At 59.0% G+C, this 25,661-nt stretch carries 21 protein-coding genes; 8 read left to right on the top strand and 13 right to left on the bottom strand.

The window, feature by feature from the left end; all coding sequences use genetic code 11:
- The first annotated feature begins 12 nt into the window (after positions 1-12).
- Complete coding sequence (gene ahbD, locus ACYQ11_RS04495) at positions 13-1,110, top strand: heme b synthase (protein ID WP_459922552.1); 1,098 nt, start codon at positions 13-15, stop codon at positions 1,108-1,110.
- 621 nt (positions 1,111-1,731) lie between these two features.
- The gene (locus ACYQ11_RS04490) at positions 1,732-3,576 is read left to right on the top strand and encodes a flagellar assembly protein A (protein WP_459922551.1); all 1,845 of its coding nucleotides are present in this window, start codon (positions 1,732-1,734) and stop codon (positions 3,574-3,576) included.
- Between the two features lie 38 nt (positions 3,577-3,614).
- Here ACYQ11_RS04490 and ACYQ11_RS04485 read toward each other — a convergent pair whose 3' ends face one another.
- From ACYQ11_RS04485 to ACYQ11_RS04475, 3 genes are all read right to left on the bottom strand, one after another.
- Positions 3,615-5,717 carry a 6-phosphofructokinase gene (locus tag ACYQ11_RS04485; protein WP_459922550.1) on the bottom strand — a complete coding sequence of 701 codons (2,103 nt, stop codon included), beginning with the start codon at positions 5,715-5,717 and terminating at the stop codon, positions 3,615-3,617.
- A gap of 162 nt (positions 5,718-5,879) precedes the next feature.
- The gene (locus ACYQ11_RS04480) at positions 5,880-7,460 is read right to left on the bottom strand and encodes a sensor domain-containing diguanylate cyclase (protein ID WP_459922549.1); all 1,581 of its coding nucleotides are present in this window, start codon (positions 7,458-7,460) and stop codon (positions 5,880-5,882) included.
- A 209-nt stretch (positions 7,461-7,669) separates the two neighbouring features.
- Positions 7,670-9,775 carry a PAS domain S-box protein gene (locus tag ACYQ11_RS04475; RefSeq protein WP_459922548.1) on the bottom strand — a complete coding sequence of 702 codons (2,106 nt, stop codon included), beginning with the start codon at positions 9,773-9,775 and terminating at the stop codon, positions 7,670-7,672.
- 324 nt (positions 9,776-10,099) lie between these two features.
- Here ACYQ11_RS04475 and smc point away from each other — a divergent pair, with 324 nt between their 5' ends.
- Complete coding sequence (gene smc / locus ACYQ11_RS04470; RefSeq protein ID WP_459922547.1) at positions 10,100-13,696, top strand: chromosome segregation protein SMC; 3,597 nt, start codon at positions 10,100-10,102, stop codon at positions 13,694-13,696.
- Positions 13,697-13,840: 144 nt separating this feature from the next.
- Complete coding sequence (gene ftsY, locus ACYQ11_RS04465; protein ID WP_459922546.1) at positions 13,841-15,070, top strand: signal recognition particle-docking protein FtsY; 1,230 nt, start codon at positions 13,841-13,843, stop codon at positions 15,068-15,070.
- 79 nt (positions 15,071-15,149) lie between these two features.
- Here the strand turns inward: ftsY and ACYQ11_RS04460 are convergent, their stop codons facing one another.
- From ACYQ11_RS04460 to ACYQ11_RS04420, 9 genes are all read right to left on the bottom strand, one after another.
- Positions 15,150-15,404 (bottom strand): FmdB family zinc ribbon protein, encoded by a 255-nt coding sequence (locus tag ACYQ11_RS04460; RefSeq protein WP_459922545.1) that lies wholly within the window; start codon positions 15,402-15,404, stop codon positions 15,150-15,152.
- 45 nt (positions 15,405-15,449) lie between these two features.
- On the bottom strand, positions 15,450-15,794 hold the full coding sequence (locus tag ACYQ11_RS04455) for a CGGC domain-containing protein (RefSeq protein WP_459922544.1): 345 nt from the start codon (positions 15,792-15,794) through the stop codon (positions 15,450-15,452).
- Between the two features lie 303 nt (positions 15,795-16,097).
- Entirely contained in the window at positions 16,098-16,457 is a 360-nt protein-coding gene (locus ACYQ11_RS04450; RefSeq protein ID WP_459922543.1) for a NifB/NifX family molybdenum-iron cluster-binding protein, read from the bottom strand.
- A gap of 24 nt (positions 16,458-16,481) precedes the next feature.
- A complete protein-coding gene (locus ACYQ11_RS04445) occupies positions 16,482-16,865 on the bottom strand; it encodes a NifB/NifX family molybdenum-iron cluster-binding protein (protein WP_459922542.1) in 384 nt (127 codons plus the stop codon).
- A 110-nt stretch (positions 16,866-16,975) separates the two neighbouring features.
- A complete protein-coding gene (locus tag ACYQ11_RS04440; RefSeq protein WP_459922541.1) occupies positions 16,976-17,872 on the bottom strand; it encodes an ATP-binding protein in 897 nt (298 codons plus the stop codon).
- Between the two features lie 41 nt (positions 17,873-17,913).
- On the bottom strand, positions 17,914-18,750 hold the full coding sequence (locus ACYQ11_RS04435; RefSeq protein WP_459922540.1) for an ATP-binding protein: 837 nt from the start codon (positions 18,748-18,750) through the stop codon (positions 17,914-17,916).
- A 10-nt stretch (positions 18,751-18,760) separates the two neighbouring features.
- Positions 18,761-19,159 (bottom strand): hypothetical protein, encoded by a 399-nt coding sequence (locus tag ACYQ11_RS04430; RefSeq protein ID WP_459922539.1) that lies wholly within the window; start codon positions 19,157-19,159, stop codon positions 18,761-18,763.
- A 35-nt stretch (positions 19,160-19,194) separates the two neighbouring features.
- On the bottom strand, positions 19,195-19,644 hold the full coding sequence (locus ACYQ11_RS04425; protein ID WP_459922538.1) for a NifB/NifX family molybdenum-iron cluster-binding protein: 450 nt from the start codon (positions 19,642-19,644) through the stop codon (positions 19,195-19,197).
- Between the two features lie 273 nt (positions 19,645-19,917).
- Entirely contained in the window at positions 19,918-21,288 is a 1,371-nt protein-coding gene (locus tag ACYQ11_RS04420; RefSeq protein WP_459922537.1) for a sigma-54 interaction domain-containing protein, read from the bottom strand.
- A 225-nt stretch (positions 21,289-21,513) separates the two neighbouring features.
- On the opposite strand from ACYQ11_RS04420, the gene ACYQ11_RS04415 reads away from it, so the two are divergent.
- The 4 genes from ACYQ11_RS04415 (at position 21,514) to ACYQ11_RS04400 (ending at position 25,067) form a co-directional block, all read left to right on the top strand.
- Positions 21,514-22,314 (top strand): DUF3786 domain-containing protein, encoded by an 801-nt coding sequence (locus ACYQ11_RS04415; RefSeq protein ID WP_459922536.1) that lies wholly within the window; start codon positions 21,514-21,516, stop codon positions 22,312-22,314.
- A 135-nt stretch (positions 22,315-22,449) separates the two neighbouring features.
- A complete protein-coding gene (locus ACYQ11_RS04410; protein ID WP_459922535.1) occupies positions 22,450-24,039 on the top strand; it encodes an aldehyde dehydrogenase family protein in 1,590 nt (529 codons plus the stop codon).
- A gap of 169 nt (positions 24,040-24,208) precedes the next feature.
- Complete coding sequence (locus ACYQ11_RS04405; RefSeq protein ID WP_459922534.1) at positions 24,209-24,592, top strand: winged helix-turn-helix domain-containing protein; 384 nt, start codon at positions 24,209-24,211, stop codon at positions 24,590-24,592.
- Entirely contained in the window at positions 24,579-25,067 is a 489-nt protein-coding gene (locus tag ACYQ11_RS04400) for a methylated-DNA--[protein]-cysteine S-methyltransferase (RefSeq protein WP_459922533.1), read from the top strand. The genes ACYQ11_RS04405 and ACYQ11_RS04400 overlap by 14 nt, the downstream gene beginning before the upstream one ends.
- On the opposite strand, the gene efpL is transcribed toward ACYQ11_RS04400, so the two are convergent.
- On the bottom strand, positions 25,060-25,626 hold the full coding sequence (gene efpL, locus ACYQ11_RS04395; protein ID WP_459922532.1) for an elongation factor P-like protein EfpL: 567 nt from the start codon (positions 25,624-25,626) through the stop codon (positions 25,060-25,062). The two genes, ACYQ11_RS04400 and efpL, sit on opposite strands and share 8 nt — an antisense overlap.
- Positions 25,627-25,661 lie beyond the last annotated feature (35 nt).

The raw sequence follows: 25,661 nt of genomic DNA, 5'->3' as shown, positions 1-25,661 counted from the left end.
AACGAAAACGCTATGACCCATCCCCATGCCAAGCACCCCGGACATCCGGGCCGGGAGTCGAAAAACGACACCCTACGCCTGGTGGCCTGGGAAACGACCCGAAGCTGCAACCTGTCCTGCGTGCACTGCCGCGCCGCCGCCGACAACGGCCCCTACGAGGGGGAACTGGACACGAAGGCCTCCTTCGAACTCCTCGACCAGATCGCCCGGGTGGGCGACCCCATCATCATTCTGACCGGCGGGGAACCCCTGATGCGCCCGGACATTTTCGACATTGCCGAGTACGGTACGCAAAAGGGCCTGCGGATGGTCATGGCCGTCAACGGCACCCTGATGACCCGAGAGAACACCAAAAAAATGGTCGAATCCGGCATCAAGCGCATCAGCGTGAGCCTGGACGGGGCCGACAAGACCTTCCACGACCGGTTCCGCGGTGTGGACGGGGCCTTTGACGGCGCCATGCAGGGCATTGCCTACGCCAAAGAAGCGGGGCTGGAATTTCAGATCAACACCACCATCACCAAGGCCAATCTGGATCAGATTCCCCTGATCCTCCAGACCGCCGAAAAACTGGGTGCGGCCGCCCATCACATCTTCCTCCTGGTTCCCACGGGCCGGGGGAAATACATGCTCGACCAGGAAATCACGGCCCGGGAATACGAGAAGACCCTCAACTGGTTCTACGACCAGCGGGACAAGACCAGCCTCCAGCTCAAGGCCACCTGTGCCCCCCATTATTACCGGATCCTGCGCCAGCGCGCCCGTGAGGAGGGCAAGACCATCACCTTCGATTCCCACGGCCTCGACGCGGTGACCCGGGGCTGCCTGGGCGGCATCGGCTTCTGCTTCATCTCCCACACCGGTGTGGTTCAGCCCTGCGGCTACCTGCACACCGACTGCGGCAACGTGACCGAGAAGCCCTTTGATTATATCTGGGCCCATTCGGAAAAATTTCTTCAACTGCGGAATTACGACCTGCTCAAAGGGAAATGCGGGGCCTGCGAATACAAACGGGTCTGCGGGGGCTGCCGGGCCCGGGCCTTCGAAGCCACCGGCGACTTTCTGGCCGAAGAGCCCCTGTGCACCTACATCCCCCAAAAGATGGCATAATCCACGGCCCTGCACTGATCCCGCAGGGCGGGCAATCGCATGGATGTGTCCTTGAAGAAAAGCAAAAAAGGCCTTTGTGAGAATCTCCGTGGATTGATCTGAGATCAATCCTGTCGACTTAAACAAGGCATCATGCCGGCAGGAAAGACACCGCTTGAATACACGACACCCACTTTGTGCCTTTGTGTCTCCGTGAGAAATCACATAGACCGTCCGCTCTCACAGAGGCACAAAGGCGGAGAAAAGCCGGACATGCCGGGGCATGTCCCTCGGCAAGGCTCCTGTGGGCATGTCATGGCAGAAAAGGGCCGGGGCTCTTTTCCTTCTTCGTGAGCTTCGAGGTCAAACCATTCAACCACCCGGTCGCTGCGCTCCCTGAAGCACACGAAGACCACGAAGGAAGCATGGTTTGTCACAGCCCGGCACCGCCATCGTAAACGTGCTCGTGCGCGTGACCGTAAACGTGAACGGCATGAATATATGGGGCCCATGTGTTTTAATGAACAGACATGCGATCGCCCTGCCCTGATCCCGCAGGGCCGTTTGCATTTTAAGCGGATCATGGTATACTCGCCTCCATGATCATCAGTCACTAACCCACACCCCTTATCCGTGGACGCCATGACCCAATCCGACAAGACCCGGCGCACGCTGCCCCTGATTGCCAAATTGGCCGTCAAAGAAGGTTACATCACCAAAGACCAGCTGCGGCAGGCCATCGACATTCAGAACGAGGAAAAACAAAAGGGGATTCCCCCGTCCCTCCAGGACATTTTCGTCCGAACGGGCATGATCAGCGCCGAGGCCATGCAGGCCCTGTTCGACCTGATTCATCCGGCGACGGAGGACGGGGCCGGGCAGGCGTCCGGTACGGAAGCGGGCGATCAACGGGAAAAGGACGCCGATACCGTGAGGATCGAGGTTTCCGACGACCGCCTCACGGCACGGCTGATCCGGCCCCGACAAAACACCGCCCCCCTGTCCGTTTCGGAGGCAGTCGCCCTGGCCCGGGACATGGGCATCGTCCACGGCCTGGTTCGGGAATCCATCCTGACGGCGGCCCTTGCGAATCCGGACAGCGGCAGCCCCGTCATCATCGCCCGTGGCACCCCCCCGGACCCGGGCAAAGCGCCCCGGGTGACGTACCGTTTCGACGCGGGTCATCCCAGAAGGCCCTTGACCGACGTGAGGGCCGAGGGTGGCATCATGATTCCCGAACCGCCCCGGGTGTCCGACGGCGACCTTCTGGCCGAAAAAACACCGATGATCCCCCCCGACTCCGGGGTGGATGTCTTCGGCCGTCCCATCGAAGCCGCACCCGTCGACGACGTGATCATCCGAACCGGACCGGGGGCCGAGGTGTTCGAGGACCGGCTCAAAATTTTCGCCACCACCTCCGGCGTACCCTTTCTGTCCGTCCGGGGAACGGTGTCTGTCTTTCCCGAGGTGCGTTTCGACAAGGATTACGGCGTGGGCACCGGTCCGGTGGAACGGGATTGCTGTCTTCGGACCTCCGGCACCCTGACCGGGGAATACCCCATCGGCGGCGGCAATCTCGATGCCCGGGAAATCCGCGGCGCCCGCATCGACGTGGTGGGCAGCGTCACCGCCGGCCTGGGAATCATCGGCAGCGTCATCCGGGCCGAGGGGGACGTGCGGGCCGCATATATCCGGGGAAGCCGCATCGAAACCTGCGGCAGCGTCATCGTTGAGCAGGAAATCATGGACTCCGTCATTGTGTGCAGCGGGGTTTGCATATGCCGGAAAAGCAAAATCGTGGCCGGCACCATCTGCGCCGCCGCCGGGGTCCGCGCCATGGGAATCGGCACCCTGACCAGCGTGCCCTGCGAGATCACCGTGGGTGTTACGACCCATGCCCGGACGCTCCTCGAACGGCTGGACCGTGCCATCGACGAAAACCGGAACGTCATCGCCGAACTGGAAAAAACCAACGCGTCCCTGGCCGACGAAACGCTCAAGGTCAGCCGGCAGATCGCCCCGCTGATCACCTTTCATAAAAAGGCTGCGCAGGCCATAAGGATCACCGAAATCCGTGTGGACGAGCTGAAGAAGAAACAGAGGCGCAAACGGCCCCTCACCGAGGAAAAAAACCTAAACGAACTCAAGGCCCGGGACCAGTCGGCCCTGGACTCGATCCGAACCTTTTCGGACAGACTCAAGGACCTTCAGGAAGACGCCCGGGGCATTCCCGAGGAAATCCGGAAACGGGAGGAGGCACACGCCCGGCTCATGCTGGACCGGACCGCCCTGACAGCCTGGGAAAACACCCTCGTAACCCGGGCTTTGCTTGAGGTTGAAGGAACCGTGGCGGCGGGAACAAAAATCAACGGATACGCGGCCGCGGCCATTCTTCCGAAGCCTTACGAGCATATTAGGATTGAGGAAAAACCTGCGGGGGCGGAATCGGACGGCGAGGGGTCCTTCACGGTAACCCCCCTGCCCTGACGGCGACCGCGCAATAAGGTTCTGTTGACCTCACGACGCTATCCCCGGATGGCGTTGAGGACCAGGGTCATGGGCCGATCCTCCTCACTGGCGCCGGTAAAGCGCAAGGGACCGGGTTTGCGGAAATGATCCTCGACGGGGGTGGCGGCCAGCCAGGTGTCCCGCAACGCCTTGACCACCCGGAACGCGTTGGAGTTTAGGTCCACCAGACTCTTTTCAAGCACCAGGGTCATTTTCCCGCCACGCTCTTCAAGATGCATCAACGGCGCAATGGGAATGCCGATGGGTTCCCACTTCGAAAAATCCTTTTCCAGGTTCCGAATGGCGGCCATCTGACCGGTGGCTCCGTTGGCCACCAGGCTGAACACGGTCATGCCCAGGTTGTAGGTGTATTTGCAGTCGAACCGGGTGGGGTCCGCCCCCCTGCCGTCGTAGCCGTAGAAATGGGACTGGACCTTCAGTTTGGGCACGGATTTGTTGTAGATCTTGAGTACCGCCGCAGGAACCTTGTCGTCCTCGCCGATGATGTTGTCCCGAACCAGGGCCTTTTTCAGGGTCTTGTGGGTGAAAATGTCCTCCTTGACCAGACAGAAGGGCTCGCCGTTGTAATTCCTGAAAATGGAGGGTCCGATCACGTCGGGATCCAGGCCCGCCCGGACCATGGTTTCCCGGAAATACTCATGGCTGATTCCCATCTTGTAACGGCCCTTTTCCTTGAGAATCTCCAGATAGTCCTCAACCATCTGCACCAGGATTTTTTCCGTCTGGACCTGGGAGAACTGGAAGTTGCCGTGGCTGTCCCGCTCCATCAGGAGCCCTTCCTGGAAGAAACTGGGGATGTCGTTGAACAGCTCGTCGTCCCGGGCGTTCCAGATGGTGGGGCCGTCTTTCCGGATGCCGCGCACCAGGCGGCGAAGGTACTCGAGCTTGTCTTCCAGCAGGGGAAAGGTCGAGTGGAAATCCCGGTCATGATCCTCATTGTAATCGGCGATGATGGTGTTGAGCTTGATGATGAACAGCTGGACCTCGTCGATGAACTCCAGAAGACCTTCGGGAATCACGATGACGCCGTAATTCTTGCCCACGGCGGCCCGCTTCATGATGGCCTTGCAGATCACCCGGGACAGATGGCGCAGGGTCATGCCGTAGGCGGTGTAATCCACCGTGCCGGCTTCTTCGGCTTTTTTCATACGTTTGACGTCGATGTAATCGGCCAGATCCTCGCCGATGAGGGTCAGGTTGGCATGGGTCTGGAGGGCCACCTCCAGGGCCAGGTGGCTGGCCACCCGACCCATGACCTTGCACACGTGCCAGTATTTGACATCGGAACTGCCGTCGGTACACAGATCGCTGATGTTCTTGGCAAAGGACCGGGCCGCGGTATGGAAGCCGAAGGACATGGCGCAGATCACCTGCCCCGAGGCATCCTTGACCTGAATATCGCCGTCGATGGTTTTCGGCACACCGATCACCTGGATGCCGTCATTGTAGAATTCCTGGGCCATAAAGGCCGCGTTGGTGTTGGAATCGTCCCCGCCCACCACGACGATGGCGTCGAGCCCGAGCTTCTTACAGGTCTCCCGGGACAGGCTCATCTTCTCCGCCGTGTCGATCTTGGTCCGCCCGGTCTTGATCATGGAAAAACCGCCCAGATTCCGGTAGCGGTCCACCAGTTCCCGGGTGATGGGAACGGTATTGCCCTCGATGATGCCGTCGGGCCCCATGTAAAAGCCGAGGATCGTGTTGGCGGGATTGGCCTTTTTGGCGGCGTCGTACAGGCCGGCGATCACGTTGTGCCCCCCCGGGGCCGGGCCGCCTGAAAAGACGATGCCGATGGTCCGGGCCCGCGAGATATTCTCCTTGACGGCTTCCAGCGAAACGCCCTCGCCCGATTCGACCCCGATCACCGACTGAACCTTGTTGCCGATGATATGGGGGAGCTGCCTGCGGGTTTCCTGATCGATCTCGAAACGGTAGCGATCGTCATCCCGGAGGATGGTGTAAGGGGTATAGAACACATCACAGATCGGAGGGACAAAGGCCCGCCTTTCCCGGGTCTCCTGACTGACATCGCCGATGATGTCACGCACATCCTCATGATTCAGCAGATCTTCCAGGCTCACAGATGTTCCATCCGTCATGCGTTCCTCCATACGGCCGCGATAGAAAATATTTGATAGTGATTCAATCGAGAATCCCGGATCGGTCAAGGGTACGGTCACGATTTTTTTCGTTGATATAGCAGAAAGAGACAAACGGATGCAAGACCAAAGGATGAAAAAGACAGTGCAAACACAAGGCGTCTAACGCACCGCCACGGTGTTGCGGCCCTTTCCCTTGGCGTCGTACATGGCCGCGTCCATGCGGTTGAACAGGTCCAGGGGATTCAGGTCCTCGGCGCGGACTTCGGCGACCCCCACGCTGATGGTGATCCGAAGGGTCTGGTCCCGATGGATAAAGGCGATGTTCTCCACGGTTTTCCTGAGTTTTTCAGCCACCTCCTGGGCCCCTTTCCGGTCGGTTTCAGGGAGAATTACCACAAATTCCTCCCCACCGTACCGGGCAAGCATGTCGCTTTCACGGATCAGGGGATTGACCCGTTTGATGATTTCCATCAGCACCGTGTCCCCGGTGGCGTGGCCGTAGGTATCGTTGAAGTTCTTGAAATGATCCACATCGAACAGAAGGGTCGAAAAGGTCCGCTTGTAGCGCAGGTAGCGGTCGAACTCCTCCTTGATCCGTTTTTCGTAGGCCCTGCGGTTCATGGCGCCGGTCAAGGGATCCGTGAACACCTCCCGTTCCAGTTTCTCGGCCTGGGTCCGGGCGTCCAGAGCCTCTTTCTTCAGCCCTTCGAATTCGGTTTTCAGGGCATGGATATCCTCGTCCAGCCGCTGCTTGTAGCCGCCGTCCGTCTCTTTTTTCTTCATGACGGCGGATTTGATGAAACTGAGTTTACTGGTCACCATCCCCTTGAGTTCCTCGAGCTTGCCGGCCGTGTTCACGGTGGTTTCAAGGTCGCTGAGGTCGTCGATCAGGGCGTTTCCGAAGCGGGTGTTGTCCGACAGGACCTCGTCGGTCAGGCCGAAGGTCCGGATCAGGTCTTTTTCCACCTCCACCAGTTTTCGTCCGATGTCCCGGATGAATTCGGCGGTGCTCTCGCGGTCCGTGGAGACCGTTTCGATGTAGGCGTGGAGCAGGTCCAGAATATCTTTTCGAAGGGTCGCAAAATCCTCGAAGGTCACGGAACTGTTGATCCGTCGTCCCAGATGGAGCAGCCTGGGCAGAAAGCCCACCCCCAGGTCAAGACCCAGTTCGTTGATGATCTCCTGGTACATCACCCGAAACTGTTCGATATAGCGGGCCTGGATCTCGTCGGCCGAATCCCGGGCCATCAGGCGGCCCACCAGGGACTTTTTGGGCTTTTCCTGTTTTTCACCCGAACCGATATCGCCACGCAGGGCCAGGGTCTTCAAGGCGTTGAAGGCCTCTTCGATCAGCTCGGGATCGGTCCGTTTCAAGGCTTCCTTGAACCGGCTGACGGCCTGGTCCATGGCCTCATCGGCATCGTTTCTCATCCATTCGGCCAGAAACACCATGATGCGCCGGGACATGCGGTCCTGCTTTTCGAGCCGTTCCTCCACGGCGGTCAGCTGCCGGGCCAGCTTTTCCTTCTGGGTTTTCAGCCGTTCGTTCTCTTCGGCGGCAGGGGCGCCGCCTCCGCCCACTCGTTTATCGATAAAATTCTGAATTTCGGGCATTTCATCAAAATAGGCCACCAGGGCATCCCGGGTGGGTTTGCGGCCGTCGGCCACCACGCTCCGAAGGCCGGAAATGGCGATTTCCGACAACTCTTCCATGATTCTGGTTTTTTCATCGCTGGTCATGACCATGACTCCTCAATCTGTAAGGCGTATCGGGGTGTTCAAAAGGCACGAAAAAAACGGGGAGGCGATTGTTCGACACGGCGGGGCAAAAGCGAAAACCGCTGGTCCGGCCCCCATGTCATGGATGTATCATACGGATTCCCGGCCCTGCGGTCAAGACGCCAGTGGCTGCAGGGACGAAAAAGATTCAGTCCAAACGGACCGATCGGTCATACCCGGAACCGGTCGCCGGGGATGGTGACGATCAGGGTGGTCCCCTCCCCCGGTTTGGAGTTGATGCGGATTTTACCGTTCATGAAATTGACTCTCTCGGTCATGCTGTGGAGGCCCATGCGTTTTTCTGCCATGGCCTGGGCCAGCCGGGTGTTCACGTCAAAGCCCCGGCCGTCGTCCTGGATCCTTATGATGACATCGGGAACCGAGGCCACGAACTTGATGACCACGTGGCCGGCATCCGCATGTTTTTTCACATTGTTGAGCGCCTCCTGGATCAGGCGGTACACGTTGATTTCCGTATCGGCGTCAAAGGCGATGCCCCCCATGCCCACGGAAAAAAAGTCCACCCGGAGCAGATGCTTTTCGGAAAAGTCCTCGCAGTAGCGCGACAGGGTCTTGATCAGCCCCAGCTGATCAAGACCCGGCGGCCGAAGTTCATAGGAAAGATCCCGGACAAAGGTCAGCGATCGGCGGAGCACGGAAGAAAAACTTTTCATCTTCTTAGTCAGATCCGGCGGGATGTCGTCGTAGTTGTCGAAAAAGGTTTCACAGGATATCATCAGCGACGCCAGATTCTGGGCCACATCGTCATGAAGATCGCAGGAGATGCGCTTGCGCTCCTTTTCCTGGATATTCATCAGTTCCTGGGTGAGCAGACGGATCTGTTCTTCGGTCAGCTTGCGGTGGGAAATGTCCCGCATGATGCACAGCACCCCTGCCACCTCGCCCTCTTTTAAAATGGGCGTGGCCGAAACCTCGACATAAAAGGGCTTTTTGACAAGGGGTTTGTAGATAAATTCGCATTCCACCGGTTTCTTGTGGGTCATCATTTCCAGAAGCAGCATAACGGCCCGCTCGATGCCTTCATCATCGGCGATGAATTCACTGACGTGCTTGCCCTGGGCGTCTTCGGGCCGATAACCTCCAAACGCTATGGACGCCGCGCTGGTGAATTCAATGAACCCTTCGGGGGTGACGATGAACACCACGTCCTTGAGCTCCTCGATGAGCATGCGATACCGCTCCTCGCTTTCCCTCAAAGCCATTTCCGCCTTCTTTCGGGCCGTGACGTCGCCGGCATCGATGACCAGCCGCCCCTCGGGCCTATAGTCGTCGGCCACCAGACGGGCCGAAACGGTCAGATGATGCACCGTGCCGTCCGTATTGCAGAACCGGACCTCCCGGTCCCTCACCTGCCCCGCGGCCAGCGTCTCATCGAACAGGGCCCTTATCTCGGCGGGGTCCGGGTAAGATCCGCTGAAGATCGACGATCCGATGAGCGTCTCCCGGTCGAGTCCGAGTACCGTTTTCACCGACGGACTGATTTCAATGACCGTGCCGTCCTTTTCCACTTCCAGGTAAATGGTCTGGATGCTTTCAAACACCCGCCGGTATTTCCATTCACTCTGCTCGAGGCTGTCGCTGTAAAGCCGGAGTTCCTGGCGGGACTGTTCCAGTTCACGGTTTTTCTGAATCAGGTCGTTGCGGACGGCCTTGAGAATGCCCGAGGAATAGCTGGTGATCACGGCCACTCCGAGCAGGGCGGAGGTCACCATGATGATCACCCAGGTTTCGTAGACCCATCCGGGCCCGGTGGGATGCCCCAGATTCTGGGGCGGCAAAATACCCAGATTCACGGCGATGACCATGACGCCGAAGGCCACCGACGAGGTGACGGCGATAATATAAGGATAGCGTTTCGGGGCGATGACCCCGACATAGGCGATGAGGGCCGTGTATACCGGGACCAGGAAGGCGGCCCGGATATCGCCGAGAAAATAGATGACGGCGGTGTAGCCCACGATTTCGGCCACATTGATCAGAAAGGATACGAGATCGAACAGGAGGCGGTTGCGGATCAGTTCGATAACGAACAAGGCCGGGAAATTGAGCAGAATCACGAAAAAACCGCTGATCACGGCGCCGACAAAGGCCTGGACACTGCCGCAGCCGGTCAGGTACAGGGCCAGGGCGAACCCGATCATGATCAGACCGCCAAAACTCCGCACCACCGCACCCTGCATGTGCTTTTTAAAATACTTGTCCCGGTCCTCGGGGCTCAGATGACGGGACTTGTCCTGTTTCGTTTCGCGTTTCAATGGTTTTCCGGCATTTACGATTCGTCGGCGGGGCATCGCGGTCGATATGCGGCACGACCTTCCACACAGACAGGCGGGACACCGTGGTCAACCCTCCCCATTTTCGCCCTACTCAATATGTGAAGTCGCGGCGTTTGTCAATAGAAAACAGGCCCCCACGATCAATGATAACTACTTGATTCAGCTCTTTTTTCTTAAAAGCATCCCCGGCTTTACAAGTCGGGCGTCCCATGTTATGAGAAGTGTAAATTCAGGGTGGAGCCCCAGGGGGTCCGCCGCCCCGACCGTCATCCGTCACCCGACCGGGACAAAGGCCCGTTGCCCATGCGTCTGATCAAACTCGACATCGCCGGCTTCAAATCCTTCCAGGAAAAGGTTTCCCTTGTGTTTCCAAGGGGCATCACCGCCGTGGTGGGTCCCAACGGCTGCGGCAAGAGCAATATCGTCGATGCGCTCAGGTGGGTCATGGGTGAACAAAGCGTCAAGCAGCTTCGCGGCAAAGCCGTTGAGGATCTGATTTTCGCCGGGGCCGACGGCAAACAGCCTCTGAACATGGCAGAGGTATCGCTGACCATTGACAACAGCGGGGGCGACGCCGCCGAATCGACGATGAACCCCTACACGGAAATCATGATCACCCGAAGGATCTATAGGTCCGGGGAAAGCGCCTATCTGATCAACCGGCAGCCCTGCCGCCTCAAGGACATCCACAACCTGTTCCTGGGCAGCGGATCGGGGAAGCATTCCTTTGCGGTCATTCAGCAGGGCAACATCGGGGCACTGACCGACGCAGGGCCCGAGGAAAGGCGCTTCTTCATCGAAGACGCCGCCGACATCACCAAATTCAAGGAACGAAAAAAAGAAACCCTCTCCCGCATCAAAAGCACCGAAGAAAACCTGCTTCGGCTGTCCGACATCATCACCGAACTCAAACGCCGGATCGAAAGCCTGGACCGCCAGGCCGCCAAAGCCAAAAAATTCAAGGAATACCGGAGCCGGGCAAGGGACCTGGATATCCGCATCGCCCTCTGGTATTTCGACCGGTACAGCCGGGACATCTCCGCCAAACGGACGGCCTGCGCCGACCTGTCCGAGGCGGAGGAACGTCGATCCCGGGAACTGATCGAGATAGATGCCCGCCTTTCGGGCATCGCCCGGGACGCCGCCCGGCAGCGGGAGATCATCGAAGACCTGGAGCAGCAGCGTTTCGACCTCCAGCGTGCCGTCGACAAAAAAGAAAACGACCGGGAGCATCTGACCCGGGACATCGACCGGCTGGGTCGGGAAATGATCGACGCCGAAGCCCACGCCGAAGAGCTGGATCGAAAAAATCAGGAACTGGCCCGGGAAATCGAACAGGCCCGAAGCAGCCATGAGGGCCTCGACGATGACCTGATCCGGGCCGAAAGCGAACTGGCCGGAGAGCGGGAGGCCCGGGACACTCTGAAAACACAGCTTCAGGACCTGGAGAAAAGCGTCAAAGACCTGCACCGGCAGCACATGGTGCTGGCCGGAGACCAGGCCCGGGCGGGCAGCATTCTCGATCACGCACGCCAGCGGGAAATCGATCTGGACCGGCGCTTGCGACGCATCGACGAGGATTTCCTGGATTCGTCCCGACGTCTCGACGAGGCCCGAAACGAGAAAAAGCAGGCCGATCTGGCCCTGGAAGAACTCCGACTGACCCTCCGGGATCTGAGCCGGGATCGGGATCGAGTTCGGGGGGAACTGGCCCGGCATGCAGCCGACCACACCGACCGGCGTGCCGCGTTAAGAACACTGGACATGGAACACAGCGGCCACCGTTCACGGTACACGACCCTTGCGGCCATCCACGACCAGTTCGGCTGGTACCAGAAGGGTGTGAAGACGGTGATGAAGACGCTCAACAAGGACGGAAACGTCTCGGCGCAACGTCTGGTTGCCGAACGTCTCCGCCCTGCACCGGGGTACGAAGCCGCCGCCGAAGCCGTCCTCGCCGAGGCCCTTCAGGCGGTCCTGGTTGATGCCCCTGAAGAAGCCCTGGACCTGATCGATCATCTCAGGACACAGCGGGAAGGACAATGCGGCTTCCTTGTCCGCCTGGGTCTTCGCCCGCCGCCCGCGTCCCCGGTGCCTGAGGGGTGCACGTCTCTGATCGACCACATGGACCTTGACGACGATGACCGGAATCTGGCCCGGACTCTGTTGGCCAATGCCCTCGTGGTTCCAAGCCTTGCGGCGGGCCTGTCCCTTCCGGATCACCGGGGCCCCCGGGTGACCCTGGATGGTGATCTGATCACCGAACGGGGACTGATCATCGGCGGCAGCAGGGACACAGACAACTCGATTTTTCATAAAAAGCAGGAAATTGAGGAACTCGAAGCCCTCATCCGTTCCATGGAGGCCCGGCAGCGGGATCTCAGGCAGGACCTCGACAGGCTGGATCAGGCCATGTCGGCCCTGCGGGCTGAGGAACAGGGCCTTGGCGACGCACTGAACGATGCCGAAACCGAAAAACAGGAGGCGGAAAGAGCCCAGCTTCTCAGTGAGGAGACCCTCAAACAGGCCAAAAAGCGTCGGACGGTTCTTGAGTTGGAGCAGGAACAACTGGCCGGTGAACGGGAGGATATCGAGCAGGAAATCAGCGAACTGTCGGACCGTCTCCAGCATATCGGGGACGATATCCGGGTGATCGAAGGCCGCCTGGAATCATCCGCCGCAACGGTGACCGACGTAAGCAGCCTTCTCGAAGCCCGGAACAAGGCCGTGGTTGATCTACAGGTCCGCATCACCTCCCTTGCCGCAAGGCGGGACAACCACCGCACCTCCCTCAAGCGCCTGGAGGGCTTTCTTTTTGAAGGACAGAAACGGAAATCAAGGCTCGAGCAGGAGATGTTTGAAAAGAAGGAACGATCGGAGCAGATCAGCCGGACCCTGGATGCGGACCGGGGCCTGCTGGATCAGTTGGCCAAAGACCTTGCCCGGACGGCCGAGGAGGACCGGGTGGCCCGAAACGGCCTTGCGGCCATCGAAGCCTCTCGGAGGGAGAAGGAACGCCTCAGGGCGGAACGGCTCAAGGAACGGGACCGGGACAACGGAAGGCTTCAGGCCTTAGAGCTTGAACTGTCCCAGCTCCGGCTCAAGCGGGAGAGCCTCACCGCCCGGATCGAGGAAAAATACCATCACCGGATCAACCAGTACAGCCTGGAATTCGAGGAAAAGGAGGTCGACACGGCCTCGCTTTCCGCCTTCGACATCACGGCCATGGAAACGGAGCTCAAGGATCTGACCCGCAAAATCACCCAGCTGGGGGATGTGAACCTGTCGGCCATTTCCGAATTCGAGGAACTGAAAACCCGCTACGATTTCCTGATCGACCAGCAGAACGACCTGACACGGTCCCTTTCCGACCTCGAAGCCATCATCGCCAAAATCAACCGGGTCTCCCAGGAACGGTTCCTCGAAACCTTCAACCTGATCAACGACAAACTGGGCGAACTGTTTCCCACCCTGTTCGAGGGGGGATCGGCCAGGATGGTTCTCACGGAGCCGTCCTCGCCCCTGACCACGGGCGTGGAGCTGATGATCCAGCCGCCCGGCAAGCGGCTCACCCGGCTGTCTTTGCTGTCCGGCGGGGAAAAGGCCCTGTCGGCCATTGCCTTCGTCTTTTCCATCTTCCTGATCAAGCCCTCGTCGTTCTGCATCATGGACGAGATCGACGCCCCCCTGGACGACGCCAACGTGATGCGCTTCAACGCCCTGGTCAGGCACATCGGAAAACAGTCCCAGATCCTGATGATCACCCACAACAAGCTGACCATGGAGTTCGCCGACATCCTGTTCGGTGTGACCATGGAGAAAAAAGGCGTGTCCAAAATCGTTTCGGTGAACCTCTCGGGCCTGCCCGACCCGGAACAGGATCGGGCGGCGGTGGCCTGAACCAACGGATGAAACATACGCTCAAACCGCCGAATGCCTTGATTTTTTCGAAAGCGCCCTGTTGACTAATCGGCCAAGCTGTCATAGGTTCTTGCGTTATCGATCCCCGGGATCACCGATTGAGAACCTTTGTAAGGATACCCCATGACTACTATCGAACCAGCTCGGCTCATCGAACAGCTGACCGCGTCTATCACACAGACGGCCGACACCGTGACGGCGGCGGCGGCACCCCTTCTGACCCGACTTTCAGCCCTGACGGGAGTCCCCGAAACGATGCTGCTTTGGATCATCGCCCTGATTCTGCTGAGCGACCTCGTTTTACTGTGGATCGTCCTCCGGCGAAAGGCCGCCCGAAAAAAAACGGCCGCACAGCCCCGGCCCTCGGCCCCCCGACCGGCGAAAGGCACGCCCGAGTCGGGGGCTCAGGCTGAAGAACCGGCCCCTGCGCCCCCGAAAGCCGACGCCCCGGCCGGAATGATCGGCACGATCCGAAGCGGCCTGGCAAAGACCCGCAAAGCCCTGTCGGCCAGGGTGGACAAGTTGTTTCTGGGGGGGACAGGGTTCGATGACGCCATGCTCGAAGAACTGGAGGAGTTGCTGATCACCTCGGACGTGGGGGTCGAAACGTCCATGAAACTGATCGAAAACCTGTCCTGTCGGTCCTCGTTCATCACCTCGGCCGAGAATCTGAAAACGGCCATGCGCGAAGAGATTTTTTCCATGCTCAACGTCGGCCAGGTCGAAGCCGGTCTTCCGCCCTCGGGCCCCCATGTGATCATGGTCGTCGGCGTCAACGGCGTGGGCAAGACCACCACCATCGGCAAGCTGGCCGCCCGGTTCGTCGGCCGGGGAAAATCGGTGCTGATCGTGGCCGCCGACACCTTCCGGGCCGCCGCATCGGAACAGCTGGGCATCTGGGCCGAACGCTCCGGCGCCTCCATCGTACGCCACAAGGACAACTCCGACCCGGCCGCCGTGGCCTTCGACGGCATGGAGGCCGCCCTTTCCCGCCATGTGGATATCGTGATCATCGACACGGCCGGACGACTGCATACCAAGGTCAACCTGATGGAAGAACTGAAAAAGATCAAGCGCACCGTGGCCGCCAAACTCCCCGGTGCGCCCCATGAAACCCTGATGGTTTTAGACGGCACCACGGGCCAGAACGCCCTTCAGCAGGCCAGACTGTTCAATGAGGCCATCGGCATCAGCAGCATCGCCCTGACCAAGCTGGACGGTACGGCCAAAGGCGGTATTGCCGTTGCCATCAGCCATACCCTGAATGTACCGCTCAAGTATGTGGGGGTGGGAGAACAGATCGGCGACCTCCAGGATTTCGATCCCCGGACCTTCGCCGAAGCGATGATATGATTCGGGCGCGACGCTTCCGGAACAACGTGGATCAGATCAAGAGACTCCCCATGTTACAAAAGAGCCGCACCCGTCTGACTTACCAGCCCTGGGTCCGACCGCAACAGCTGCCCGGTCCGGCGCAGCCTGCCGCCTTGTCCGGAGAGGACCCGCAGCAGGCCGTGTCACCGGGGCCCGGCATGGACCGGCTTCCGGTGTAGGACGAGGGGGCGGACATGCGTTTTTCCAGCTTCCGTCCGCCGCAAAACCGGCAGACCGGTTCCTGATCGGCCGACGTCACAAGAATCTCCGAGAGTTTTCCGCAGTCGTTGCACATGAAGTCATAAATCGGCATAATGATTTACCATTTTCTCAAGTGAATAGGGCCTTTTCTAAAGCATCAGGGGTAGGCGTGGGTGCCCAGCGTCACCTTGATGCCGGTTTTTCCTTCGATCATGGCGGCTTTTTCTTCGGGGGTGCTGTAGGGGCAACCCGGTTTGGCGTTAACCATACAGGAACTCAGATAAATTTCATCGGGTTTCATCTCGAGAAGTTTGACGGCCATGCCGGTATTGGCCACCATGCTGCGGCCGGGACACTGGCATTTCACGAAGGCCACCACGGCCTTGGGTTCATCAAAGGTTCCCTCGCCCATGGCGGCGGCCTTGAGGCAACGCCATTCGCCGGGGCATCCGTATCCGCTGTCCATGTACGAGCCGCAACCAACCACTGCAACTTTTTTCATCGATCCGGTCCTTTCATCGGTTGTCGGGCAGAAACGGCGTCCCTGCCCTGGGGTGAACATTGAGGGTCTCATCAAATGTCAATATTTAGACGGCTTCGAAAAATGTTCGAGATCAAGGCTTGCGAAGGCCGAGGAATGAGGCGTACTGAGGGTACGCCGCAGTGACGAGGGCTGACGCGTAACGCAGATATCGGACATTTTTCGAAGCCCTCAAAATTGGGGCGGCGGCAGGACAGGTCATGTCCCTGATCGTCTTATGGTTTTATCCCAACTGCCCGTCCGCCGCCCCAAACCGTCTATCTGTTACCAGTGGCCGTCCACATCGGCTTCCGTGGCGTAGGTGAACCTGCCTTCGTTGAACGCGGCCACCACGTCCCGGACGGTTCCCTGGGCGTCGTTGGCCACCTTGACGCCGGCGGCATCCAAGGCCTTGAAGGCGTTGGGACCGCAGTGCCCGGTCAGAAGAACCTCGGCCCCCTTGTCGCTGACCAGGGTAGCCGCCTGGATCCCCGCACCCTTGAAGGCATTGAGATTTTCAGAATTGTCGATGACCTCGAAGGCCAGGGTATCGGAATCCACCAGGACAATGTAGGCGGCCCGACCGAAACGGGGATCCACCTGGGCGTCCAGGTCTTTGCCCCGTGATGTGATCGCAATTTTCATGCTGCACCTCCCTCGGATGGGGTTTTAACGGCCGCCACCGCCGCCGCAGACCTGATCCTGACGGATCATGGAAAGTTTCCCGGCAATCAAGTCTTCCACCACCGGACGGATTTCCGGACGCTGGTCATCGTGGAACACCTCGATGCCCACCTGTTTGAAACCCATCAGGGGACGCATGCCGATACCGCCCACCACCAGGTAATTGACCTTGTGGCCGGCCAGAAGGTTCACGGGCACCATGCACCCGCCCTGAACATGCTCCATGTTGTCGATGGTTTTCACTTCGATGATTTCACCGTCTTTCACATCGATCAGGGTGAACACGTCACAGTGGCCGAAATGGCCGGCTCTCATCCCGTCGAGTCCCCCGGGGTTCATGGAGGGAACTGCAATTCTTCCGCTTATCATACTTCGTACATCTCCTTGTTTGTGTTTATATGAAAGACGACGGTCGCACCGCGTCAAACGTCTTTCATTCGTCGTTGCAGGCCGGGCGCTTTACAAGGCGGCCACGGCCGTTATTTGATGACCTGCCTGAAATCAATGATCCCCTTCGAATTCAGCGCGGGAGACACCATGATTTTATTCCAGATCAATCGTACGTTTTTCTTCATATCGGAATCCTCCCCGTATTCCATGATGGTTTTTCCCTCGATCATTGCCTTGGTGAAAAACGAATCATAGGGAAGATTTCCCAGGTGGGTGATGTTTCTTTCCTTGGCCAGGGCTTCGATCTTTGCGGTCATGTCGGGGTTCAGGTCGCATTTGTTGACCAGAACCATGCCGGGGATCTTGAAATGGGCCGCCAGACGGACCACCCGTTCCATATCGTGAAGACCCGACACCGTCGGCTCGGTAACGATGCACACGGCGGTGGCTCCGCTGAGGGCGGCGATCACCGGGCATCCCACACCCGGAGGGCCGTCGGTGATGATCAGATCCCGGCCGTGGGTCTCGGCATAGACTCTGGCCTGCTGACGGATCAGACTGACCAGACGGCCGGAATTTTCCTCGGCGATACCCAGCCGCGCATGGACCATGGGAGCGAAGCGGGTGTTGGACAGATACCACTCGCCGCATGTTTTTTCCGGAAAATCAATGGCCTTCTCCGGGCAGAAATCCACGCAGACCCCGCAGCCCTCGCACGCGATGGGGTCGATGACATAGTCCTCGGAAACGGCGTCGAAGCGACACAGCTCCCGGCACCGGCCGCACTCGATGCAGTCGTCCTTGCGGATGTGCGCTTCGAAGCCGCCCTTGAAATCCGTCCGGGTCAGCACCTCGGGCGCCATCAGGAGATGAAGGTCCGCCGCATCCACATCGGCATCGCACAGCACACTGTTTTGACAAAGCGAGGCAAAGGCCGCCGTCAGACTGGTCTTGCCCGTCCCGCCCTTACCACTGATGACAACCAACTCTCTGATTTCCTGCATAACTTACACCCGCACCGTCCGTGTCACAGCAGACACGATTGAATTTTCTGAAACACTTCCTGAAAGATCTCTTTCCACTCGGGCCATTCTTCGGCGATCAACACACCCCTTGAATAACATTCGGCGATGTTTCTGTCATAGGGGATCTCCAGAAGAATGGGAATCCCTTCCTGCCTCGCGTAATTCCTGACCCGGTCATCGCCCATGTCGGCCCGGTTGATCACCAGCCCGTGGGGCAGCCCCAGCACCTTGACCGCCTCCACCGCGAGTACCAGATCATGGAGCCCGAAGGGGGTGGGCTCGGTGACCATCAGCACGAAGTCCGATCCCTTCATGGCGGCGATCACCGGACAGGACGTTCCCGGCGGCGCGTCGATGATGTTGATGCGATCCTCCTGGACCCGGGCCAGCACATTTTTAATAAGAGGCGGGCTCATGGCTTCCCCCACCCTCAGGCAGCCCATGGCGAAATTCAGGCCATCGACCCGGCCCGCTTCCACCTGTCCGAGTTCGCGCGACCCCTCGTTCAGGGCGTTTTCCGGGCAGACTTCGAAACAGCCGCCGCAGCTGTGGCAGAGTTCGGGGAACACCACCACGGATTTTCCCACCACGGCAATGGCCCGGAACCGGCAGATCTCTGCGCATTTCCGGCAGAGGGTGCATCGGCTCATGTTGACCTCGGGCACCGTGACCGACACCGTCTCCGACGTCTCGATGACCGGATTTAAAAAAAGATGGGCATTGGGTTCTTCCACATCGCAGTCGAGAATCATGGCCCGTTTGCCCAGGGAGAAGGCCAGATTGGTGGCCACCGTGGTTTTACCCGTCCCTCCCTTACCGCTTGCAACACTGATCTTCATGACGTTTTCCTTATGACCCCATCTGTTGATAAAGGCTCAGTACCTTGCCCAGGTGCTCGGCCACACGGGCCGCATCGGCCGGTTTGGCGTCCTTGGGGATACGTATCAGGATACCGAGTCCCTCGGTGTATTCGTGAAAGTCCTCATCGGAGAGGTCGCTGACCAGGGCCGTGTTGACCATGGCATTGACGGCCACCATTTGTTCGATCAGTTTCATACCCGGCAGGCCGCCCACGGTGTCGTCGACCACGAAGAGGTCCGCCGAAAGGGTCTTGTTTTCGAGGCCCGCAAGAACCGTCGACCCTGAATCCATGCGCACAACCTTTGTGTCGGCCAGACCCGTCAGGCCCGCCTCCAATCCCTTGAGTTTTTCCGGTCCGTCACAGACCAGCAGAAATGTCATCTTCACCGTTTTATCCGTCCTTCACCGTCGTTAATGACCCGTCAGGCCTTGTTTTTTATATTTCCGCCCGGTCCCGTGCCTCGTTCTTTCCCCTCACGGCCGTCAACGGCCACCCGGGGGCATCCGGCCCTTCGGCCGCACATCGGCCGTCTCCGACCGCAGCCCGGCATCAGAAACACCGGCGTCAGGGGGCGACCCGTTGCAACGGCGGCAAGGACACGATCCACATTTCCGGAGATAAAGGGAATCAGATGGATGCCGCTTTCCGATATCAGCCGGGCCGGAGTTTCGGAAATGGCACCGCAGACCAGGACATCCACCGCATCGTGCCGAAGCATGCCGATCAATGTGGCCACCCGATTGGGATCAAAGGAAAAAAAACGCTTCTCACGGACACACCGATCGTCAATCACCGCGACCATCAGATCATGAGCCGCATCGAACACCGGAGAAATCCGGTCTTCCCAGACTGTAAACGCCACATTCATCATACCGCCGATTCCAGTTAACACTAAACCGGCCCCGGCATTTATTTGCCGTGGTCCGGGTCTCCGGTCCGCCGGTCAGGGCGCAACCGCTATCCCACCATGCGACAACCGTGCCGAAAAGGGGGTGCTCCGGTCAAATCGAAAACAAATCGTTTGATTAAAGAATGTTATGCAAGAAATGATTGCGGGAGGTAAAACAAAACCAACCAGTCACCGTCGCACAAATGCATCGGATATGCGCCGGTTACGGGGCAATAACGCGACGGCATGGACCGGTCACTGAGACCGTCCGTCGCCCTCGGGCAGAGGAATGCCCAGACGTTTCATTTTGCGGTACAGGGTGCTCTTGTTGATGCCCAGGGCCCGGGCGGCGGCCTGGCGGTTGTTGCCGTGTTCGGTGAGGGTGCGGATCAGAAGGTCGGTTTCGGCGGCCCGGACCGGGTCGCTCGACACCTTCGGCGCATCGGGCATGGGGCTGTCGGCAAAGGCCGCCGGCAGATGGCGAAGTTCGATTTCCCCCTCGGAGCAGAGAATGAAGGCGTGTTCGATGATGTTTTCAAGTTCCCGGATGTTGCCCGGATAATCGTGGGCCATCAGACGGGCAAGGGCCGGATGGGACAGGCCGCTCACATAGGAGCCCCTGATCCGGTTCATTTTGGCGATGAACCGTTCGACCAGAAGGGGGATGTCTTCCATGCGCTCACGCAGGGGGGGCAGAAACAGGCGAACCACATTGATGCGGTAATACAGATCCCGTCTGAAATCCCCTGCCTCGACCATGGCAGCCAGATCCCGGTTGGTGGCCGCGATAATCCGGGTATCGGTTTTCTCCTTTTTCAGGCCGCCCAGGGGCAGATAGGCCTTCTCTTCCAGAACCCGCAGAAGCTTGACCTGAAAGGCCGGACTGGTGTCGCCGATTTCATCGAGAAAGATCGTGCCGCCTTCGGCCAGGGCGAAATGGCCGGGCTTGTCCTTTTCCGCGTGGGTAAACGCGCCTTTCTTATAACCGAACAGTTCGGATTCCAGAAGGGTGTCGGGCAGGGCCCCGCAGTTGATGGCAAAAAAGGGCTTGTCTTTCCGGGGGCTGAGATCATGGATGGCCCGGGCCAGAAGTTCCTTGCCCGTTCCGGTTTCACCCTGAATGAGCACCGTACTGCTGCTTTCAGACACCTGGGGCAGGATGGCGAAGATCTTTTTCAGGGCCTCGGAACCGCTGACCATGTCCCCCAGTTGAAACCGCGAGGTCAGCTCCTTGCGAAGCTCTTCGACCAGACTGTGGTCCCGGAAGGTTTCCACGCCCCCCAGCACCTTTCCCTTCTGGTCCCGCAAAAGGGAGGTGGACACCGTGATGGGAATGCGTTTCCGGTCCCGGTTGATGATATAGGTGGAACTGCTGACAAAGGCCCGCCCCTCTTTCATGGTTTTCCTGAGCGCGCAGTCCCTCTCGCACATGTTGGACCGGAACACCTCCCAGCAGTAACGGCCGATGGCCTCGTTCCGGGGAATGCCGGTGATCTCTTCGGCGGCACGGTTGAAACTCATGATCCGCCATTCATGATCCACGGTGAACACCCCGTCGGAGATGCTTTCAAGGATGATCTCGGTTTCGGTCTCCGGACGTCCTTTTGGTTTTTTCGAATCCGCCATGCGTGTTTTCCCCGTCAGTCACATAAAAAAGATGTCTTGCCCGTTCAAGCACAGACCCGTTTGATTTGCAAAGGGTTTCACCGGCCGTTACGCCGGATGACCGGACCACAATATAATGCGTTTTTTTCATTTGACACCCTTCGGACCTGTTTTTTCTTTGACCTTTCGGCGGGTCAGGGGGTTATAATGCCTGAAAAAAATAACGCAATCCTGCAAGGAGGTACCATGGCACAGTTCAAGAACCTCATGGAAATCTTCAAACTGCTCGACAAGTCCAACTGCCGAAGGTGCAACCAAAAAACCTGCATGGCCTTCGCGGCCGAGGTGTTTACCGGCAAAATGAAGCTGTCCGACTGCCCGAAACTCCCCCCTTCGGTCATCGCGGCCCACGCATCGGAAGAAACGGCCTTCACCCCAAGAGACGACGGGTTCTTTGCCCTGATGGACGAACTGAAAATGAAAATCCGGGATATCGATTTGGCCGAACGGGCCGATGCCGTGGGCGGAACCTTCGAAAACGGCCGCCTGACCGTCCGATGTCTGGGCAAGGAAGTGCATCTGACCGAAGACGGACGGCTGATCACCGATATCCACATCAATCACTGGTTTGCCGTGCCCTTTTATCAGCATGTCATAAACGCACGGCACACGGGTCTTTCGGGCAACTGGGTGCCCTACCGGGAGCTGCCCGGCGGCAAAGACGGCTTCCGTCTGTTCGACCAGCGCTGTGAAAAACCTCTGAAAGCCATTGCCGACACCCACACCGAGCTGTTCGAGGACCTGGTGCGCCTGTTCAACGGGAAAAAGGTGGACAACCATTACGAATCGGACATCTCTCTGGTGCTTCACCCCTTTCCAACGGTGCCGGTCCTGATCTGCTACTGGAAACCCGATGAAGGCATGGGCTCCGACTTAAATGTGTTCTTCGACGCCCGGGTCGAAGAGAAGCTCCCCATCCGGTCGCTGTACACCCTTTCCGCCGGGCTGGTGGTGATGTTCGAGAAAATCACCCGACGCCACGGCTGAGCGCCCCTCCCCTTATCCCAACCGTTTTTTTACACCCATCCATTATGTCATTCTTGACACAATGGATGGGTGTGTGTTACCTGAATCAAAATCGATTGTCGACAATTCGTTCCCTTCATCCATAAAGGAGTCCCCATGTACCAGAACGCCCCCCTGTCATCGGACGAGACGACCCCGTGTGTAAACCCCGCCACATCCGAAATCATCGGTTACTCGCCGATCCACAGCCCCGAAACCGTGGCCCGCTTTATCGAAGACGCCCGGGCCGCCCAGCCCGCCTGGCAGGCCCTATCGGTCAAAGAGCGCGTCGCCATGATCGCCAAGATCCGGCCGTACATGGTTGCACACATGGACGAGCTGGCCGAAGCCGTGGCCCGGAACAACGGAAAAACACGCATCGACGCCCTGGCTTCGGAAATTTTCCCTGCCGTCGCCGCCGTGGCCTACTACTGCCGCAAGGCCAAATCCTTTCTCAAGGACCGATCCCTCATGCCCGGCGGGCTTCTCCTGATCAACAAAAAAAGCAAGATCGTCCGGGTTCCCTACGGTGTCGTGGGCATTATCTCGCCGTGGAACTATCCGTTCTCCATCCCCTTTTCCGAAGTCATCATGGCTCTTCTGGCCGGGAACTGCGTGATTCTCAAAGCCGCCACGGAAACCCAGCTCGCCGGTCTTGCCCTTGCCAAATGCATCGAGGCCGCCGGTCTGCCCAAGGGCGTGTTTTCCTACGTGAACCTGAGGGGTTCCCAAGCGTCCAAGGCCCTGCTCGACAACGGCATCGACAAGCTGTTCTTCACCGGTTCGGTTTCCGTGGGCAAGCAACTGTCCGAACTGGCGGCCAAAACCCTCACCCCGGTCTGCCTGGAGTTGGGCGGCAACGACGCCATGCTGGTCTGTGAAGACGCCGATCTTTACCGGGCGTCCACGGGCGCCATCTGGGCCGGATTCCAGAATGCGGGCCAGTCCTGCGGCGGTGTCGAAAGAATCTACGTCCATGAATCGGTCTACACCTCGTTCCTGTCCATCCTCAAACAGAAAACCGAACGCCTGAAGGTGGGCTATGACACCGATTTCACAACCGACATCGGCGCCATGACCACCCTTCGCCAGGTGGAGACGGTCAAACGGCATGTGGATGACGCCCTGTCCAAAGGCGCCGTGATCTACGCCCAGGCCAAAATGCCCAAAACGGGGGACACCTCCCATTTTGTGGCCCCCATGGTGCTGACCGACGTCAACCACGACATGCTGGTGATGAACGATGAGACCTTCGGCCCCGTGGTGGGGGTCATGAAAGTGAAAACCATGGACGAAGCGGTGACGCTGGCCAACGATTCCAACCTGGGCCTGACCTGCTCGGTCTGGTCCAAAGACCGGAAAAAAGCCGAGAATCTGGCACGGCAGATCAAAACCGGCGTGGCCATGGTCAACGATCACCTGATGAGCCACGGCCTGGCCGAAACCCCCTGGGGCGGCCCCAAGGAAACCGGCGGCGGAAGGACCCACGGCGACATCGGCTTTGCGGAAATGACCTATCCCCAGGTGGTGGTGCACGATTACTATACCCCGCCTGCCCGGAGAAACCTCTGGTGGCACCCCTTCGATGCGTCCATCTACCAGGGCATCAAGGGCGCGGTCCATTTTTTCTACGGCACAGGCCTCGGCAAACGCCTGGCCGGCGGGCTCCGCCTGCTCAGGGTTATGCCCCGCATGCTCAAACCCTGACGGCTTCGTAAAACGCATCTTACCCTGACCCCTGCCGCCTCACTCGGTATCGGAATCAAAAACCGAAAGCGCCCGGCCCCATCGGCCGGGCGCTCTGACGCGGTCCACAAAACCCTTGAGCCACGGCGTTTTTTTTGCCATAGTCCTTCGGAAATGAAAGGATGACGTCATGGCAGAGCGACCACAAAACTACCATATCCGTTCGAAAATCTGGATCGAGGATGATCAGGGGAATGTGATTTTCGGGCTGGGACGGCTGCGCATGCTGGTGGCCATCGACCGCTGCGGGTCGCTCAACGCCGCCGCCAAAGAGTTGAAAATGAGTTACCGCGGACTCTGGGGGAAGATCAAGGCCACCGAGGAAGGGCTGGGGGCGCCGCTGCTGAACCGCAAAACCGGGGGTGACGCCGGGGGCGGTTCCCAATTGACCGATCTGGCCAGACGTCTGATCGACGAGTTCAGGAGTCTGCATGCCCATGTCGTCGACGAGACGGACAAGATCTATGAGAAACGGTTCTCACGCACCGTCGATGAGGACCATGGTGCGGTATGATCTGATGGAAAACGACTGGGGGGGCTTTCTTCTCGTAATGAACGAGAACGGCGCCCTGACCCGGCTCGAATACCGGTCCAACGGCTCCGGGATCATCCTGCCGGAGCCTGCGATCAGGGATGAAGCCGCCCTTGCCCCGGTTCGACGGGCCTTATCGGCCTACCTGAACGGCCGGCGGCCCGACTGGTCCTTTCCCCTCGCGCCCCGGGGCACGGATTTTCAGCAGATGGTCTGGGCGGCCCTGGCCCACGTCGGCTACGGTGAAACGATGTCGTATCAGGACCTGGCCCGTGCCGTCGGACGCCCGACGGCGGTCCGGGCCGTGGCGGGGGCCCTTGCCCGCAATCCCATTGGAATCATCATCCCCTGCCACCGGATCATCGGAAAAAACGGGGATCTGCGGGGATATGCCGGAGGTCTTGCCCTGAAAAAACGCCTGCTTTCCTTAGAGTCCAAAGGGATGGAAACTATTTGACCCGTGACATGAACTTGCCGGTTTCGGTGTTGACCCGCACCCGCTCTCCGCTGGACAGATACTCGGGCACCAGCACCACCCGGCCGTTGCTCAATGTGGCCGGCTTGTTCCGGCTGGTGGCCGTGGCCCCCTTGATCATCGGCGCCGTCTCCACAATGTCCAGGTCCACGGCGGCGGGAAGTTCGATGGCCACGATGCGTCCGTCCAGAAGCAGGGCAAAAAGGCCTTCCATGTTCTCGATCAGCCAGTCCTTCTGATCCTCGACCTGATCGACAGCCAGCGAGTACTGCTCAAAATTCTCCGCATCCATAAAATGATACCCGTCCGGATCACTGTACAGATAGGTGATGGGACGGCGGTCCAGCGTTAATTCTTCCAGGGTGTCATTACTCTTGAAACTCTGGTCAAGATTCTGACCGGTGGTGACGCCGGTGAATTTGACCCGGTACAGGGTGTTTCCGCCCCGGGCGGTGGGGGTCGACACCTCGATATCGCGGACACGGAACGGGGAACCGTTCACACTGACCACATGGCCTTTACGCAACTGTGACGCTTTCATGGATGGTATTCTCCTTCACGGAACGGTGATTCAAA

It is taken from the genome of Desulfatiferula olefinivorans (genome assembly GCF_054657895.1).
The sequence above is the reverse complement of the archived record's forward strand: the minus strand, read 5'-3'. Positions and strand labels throughout refer to the sequence as shown.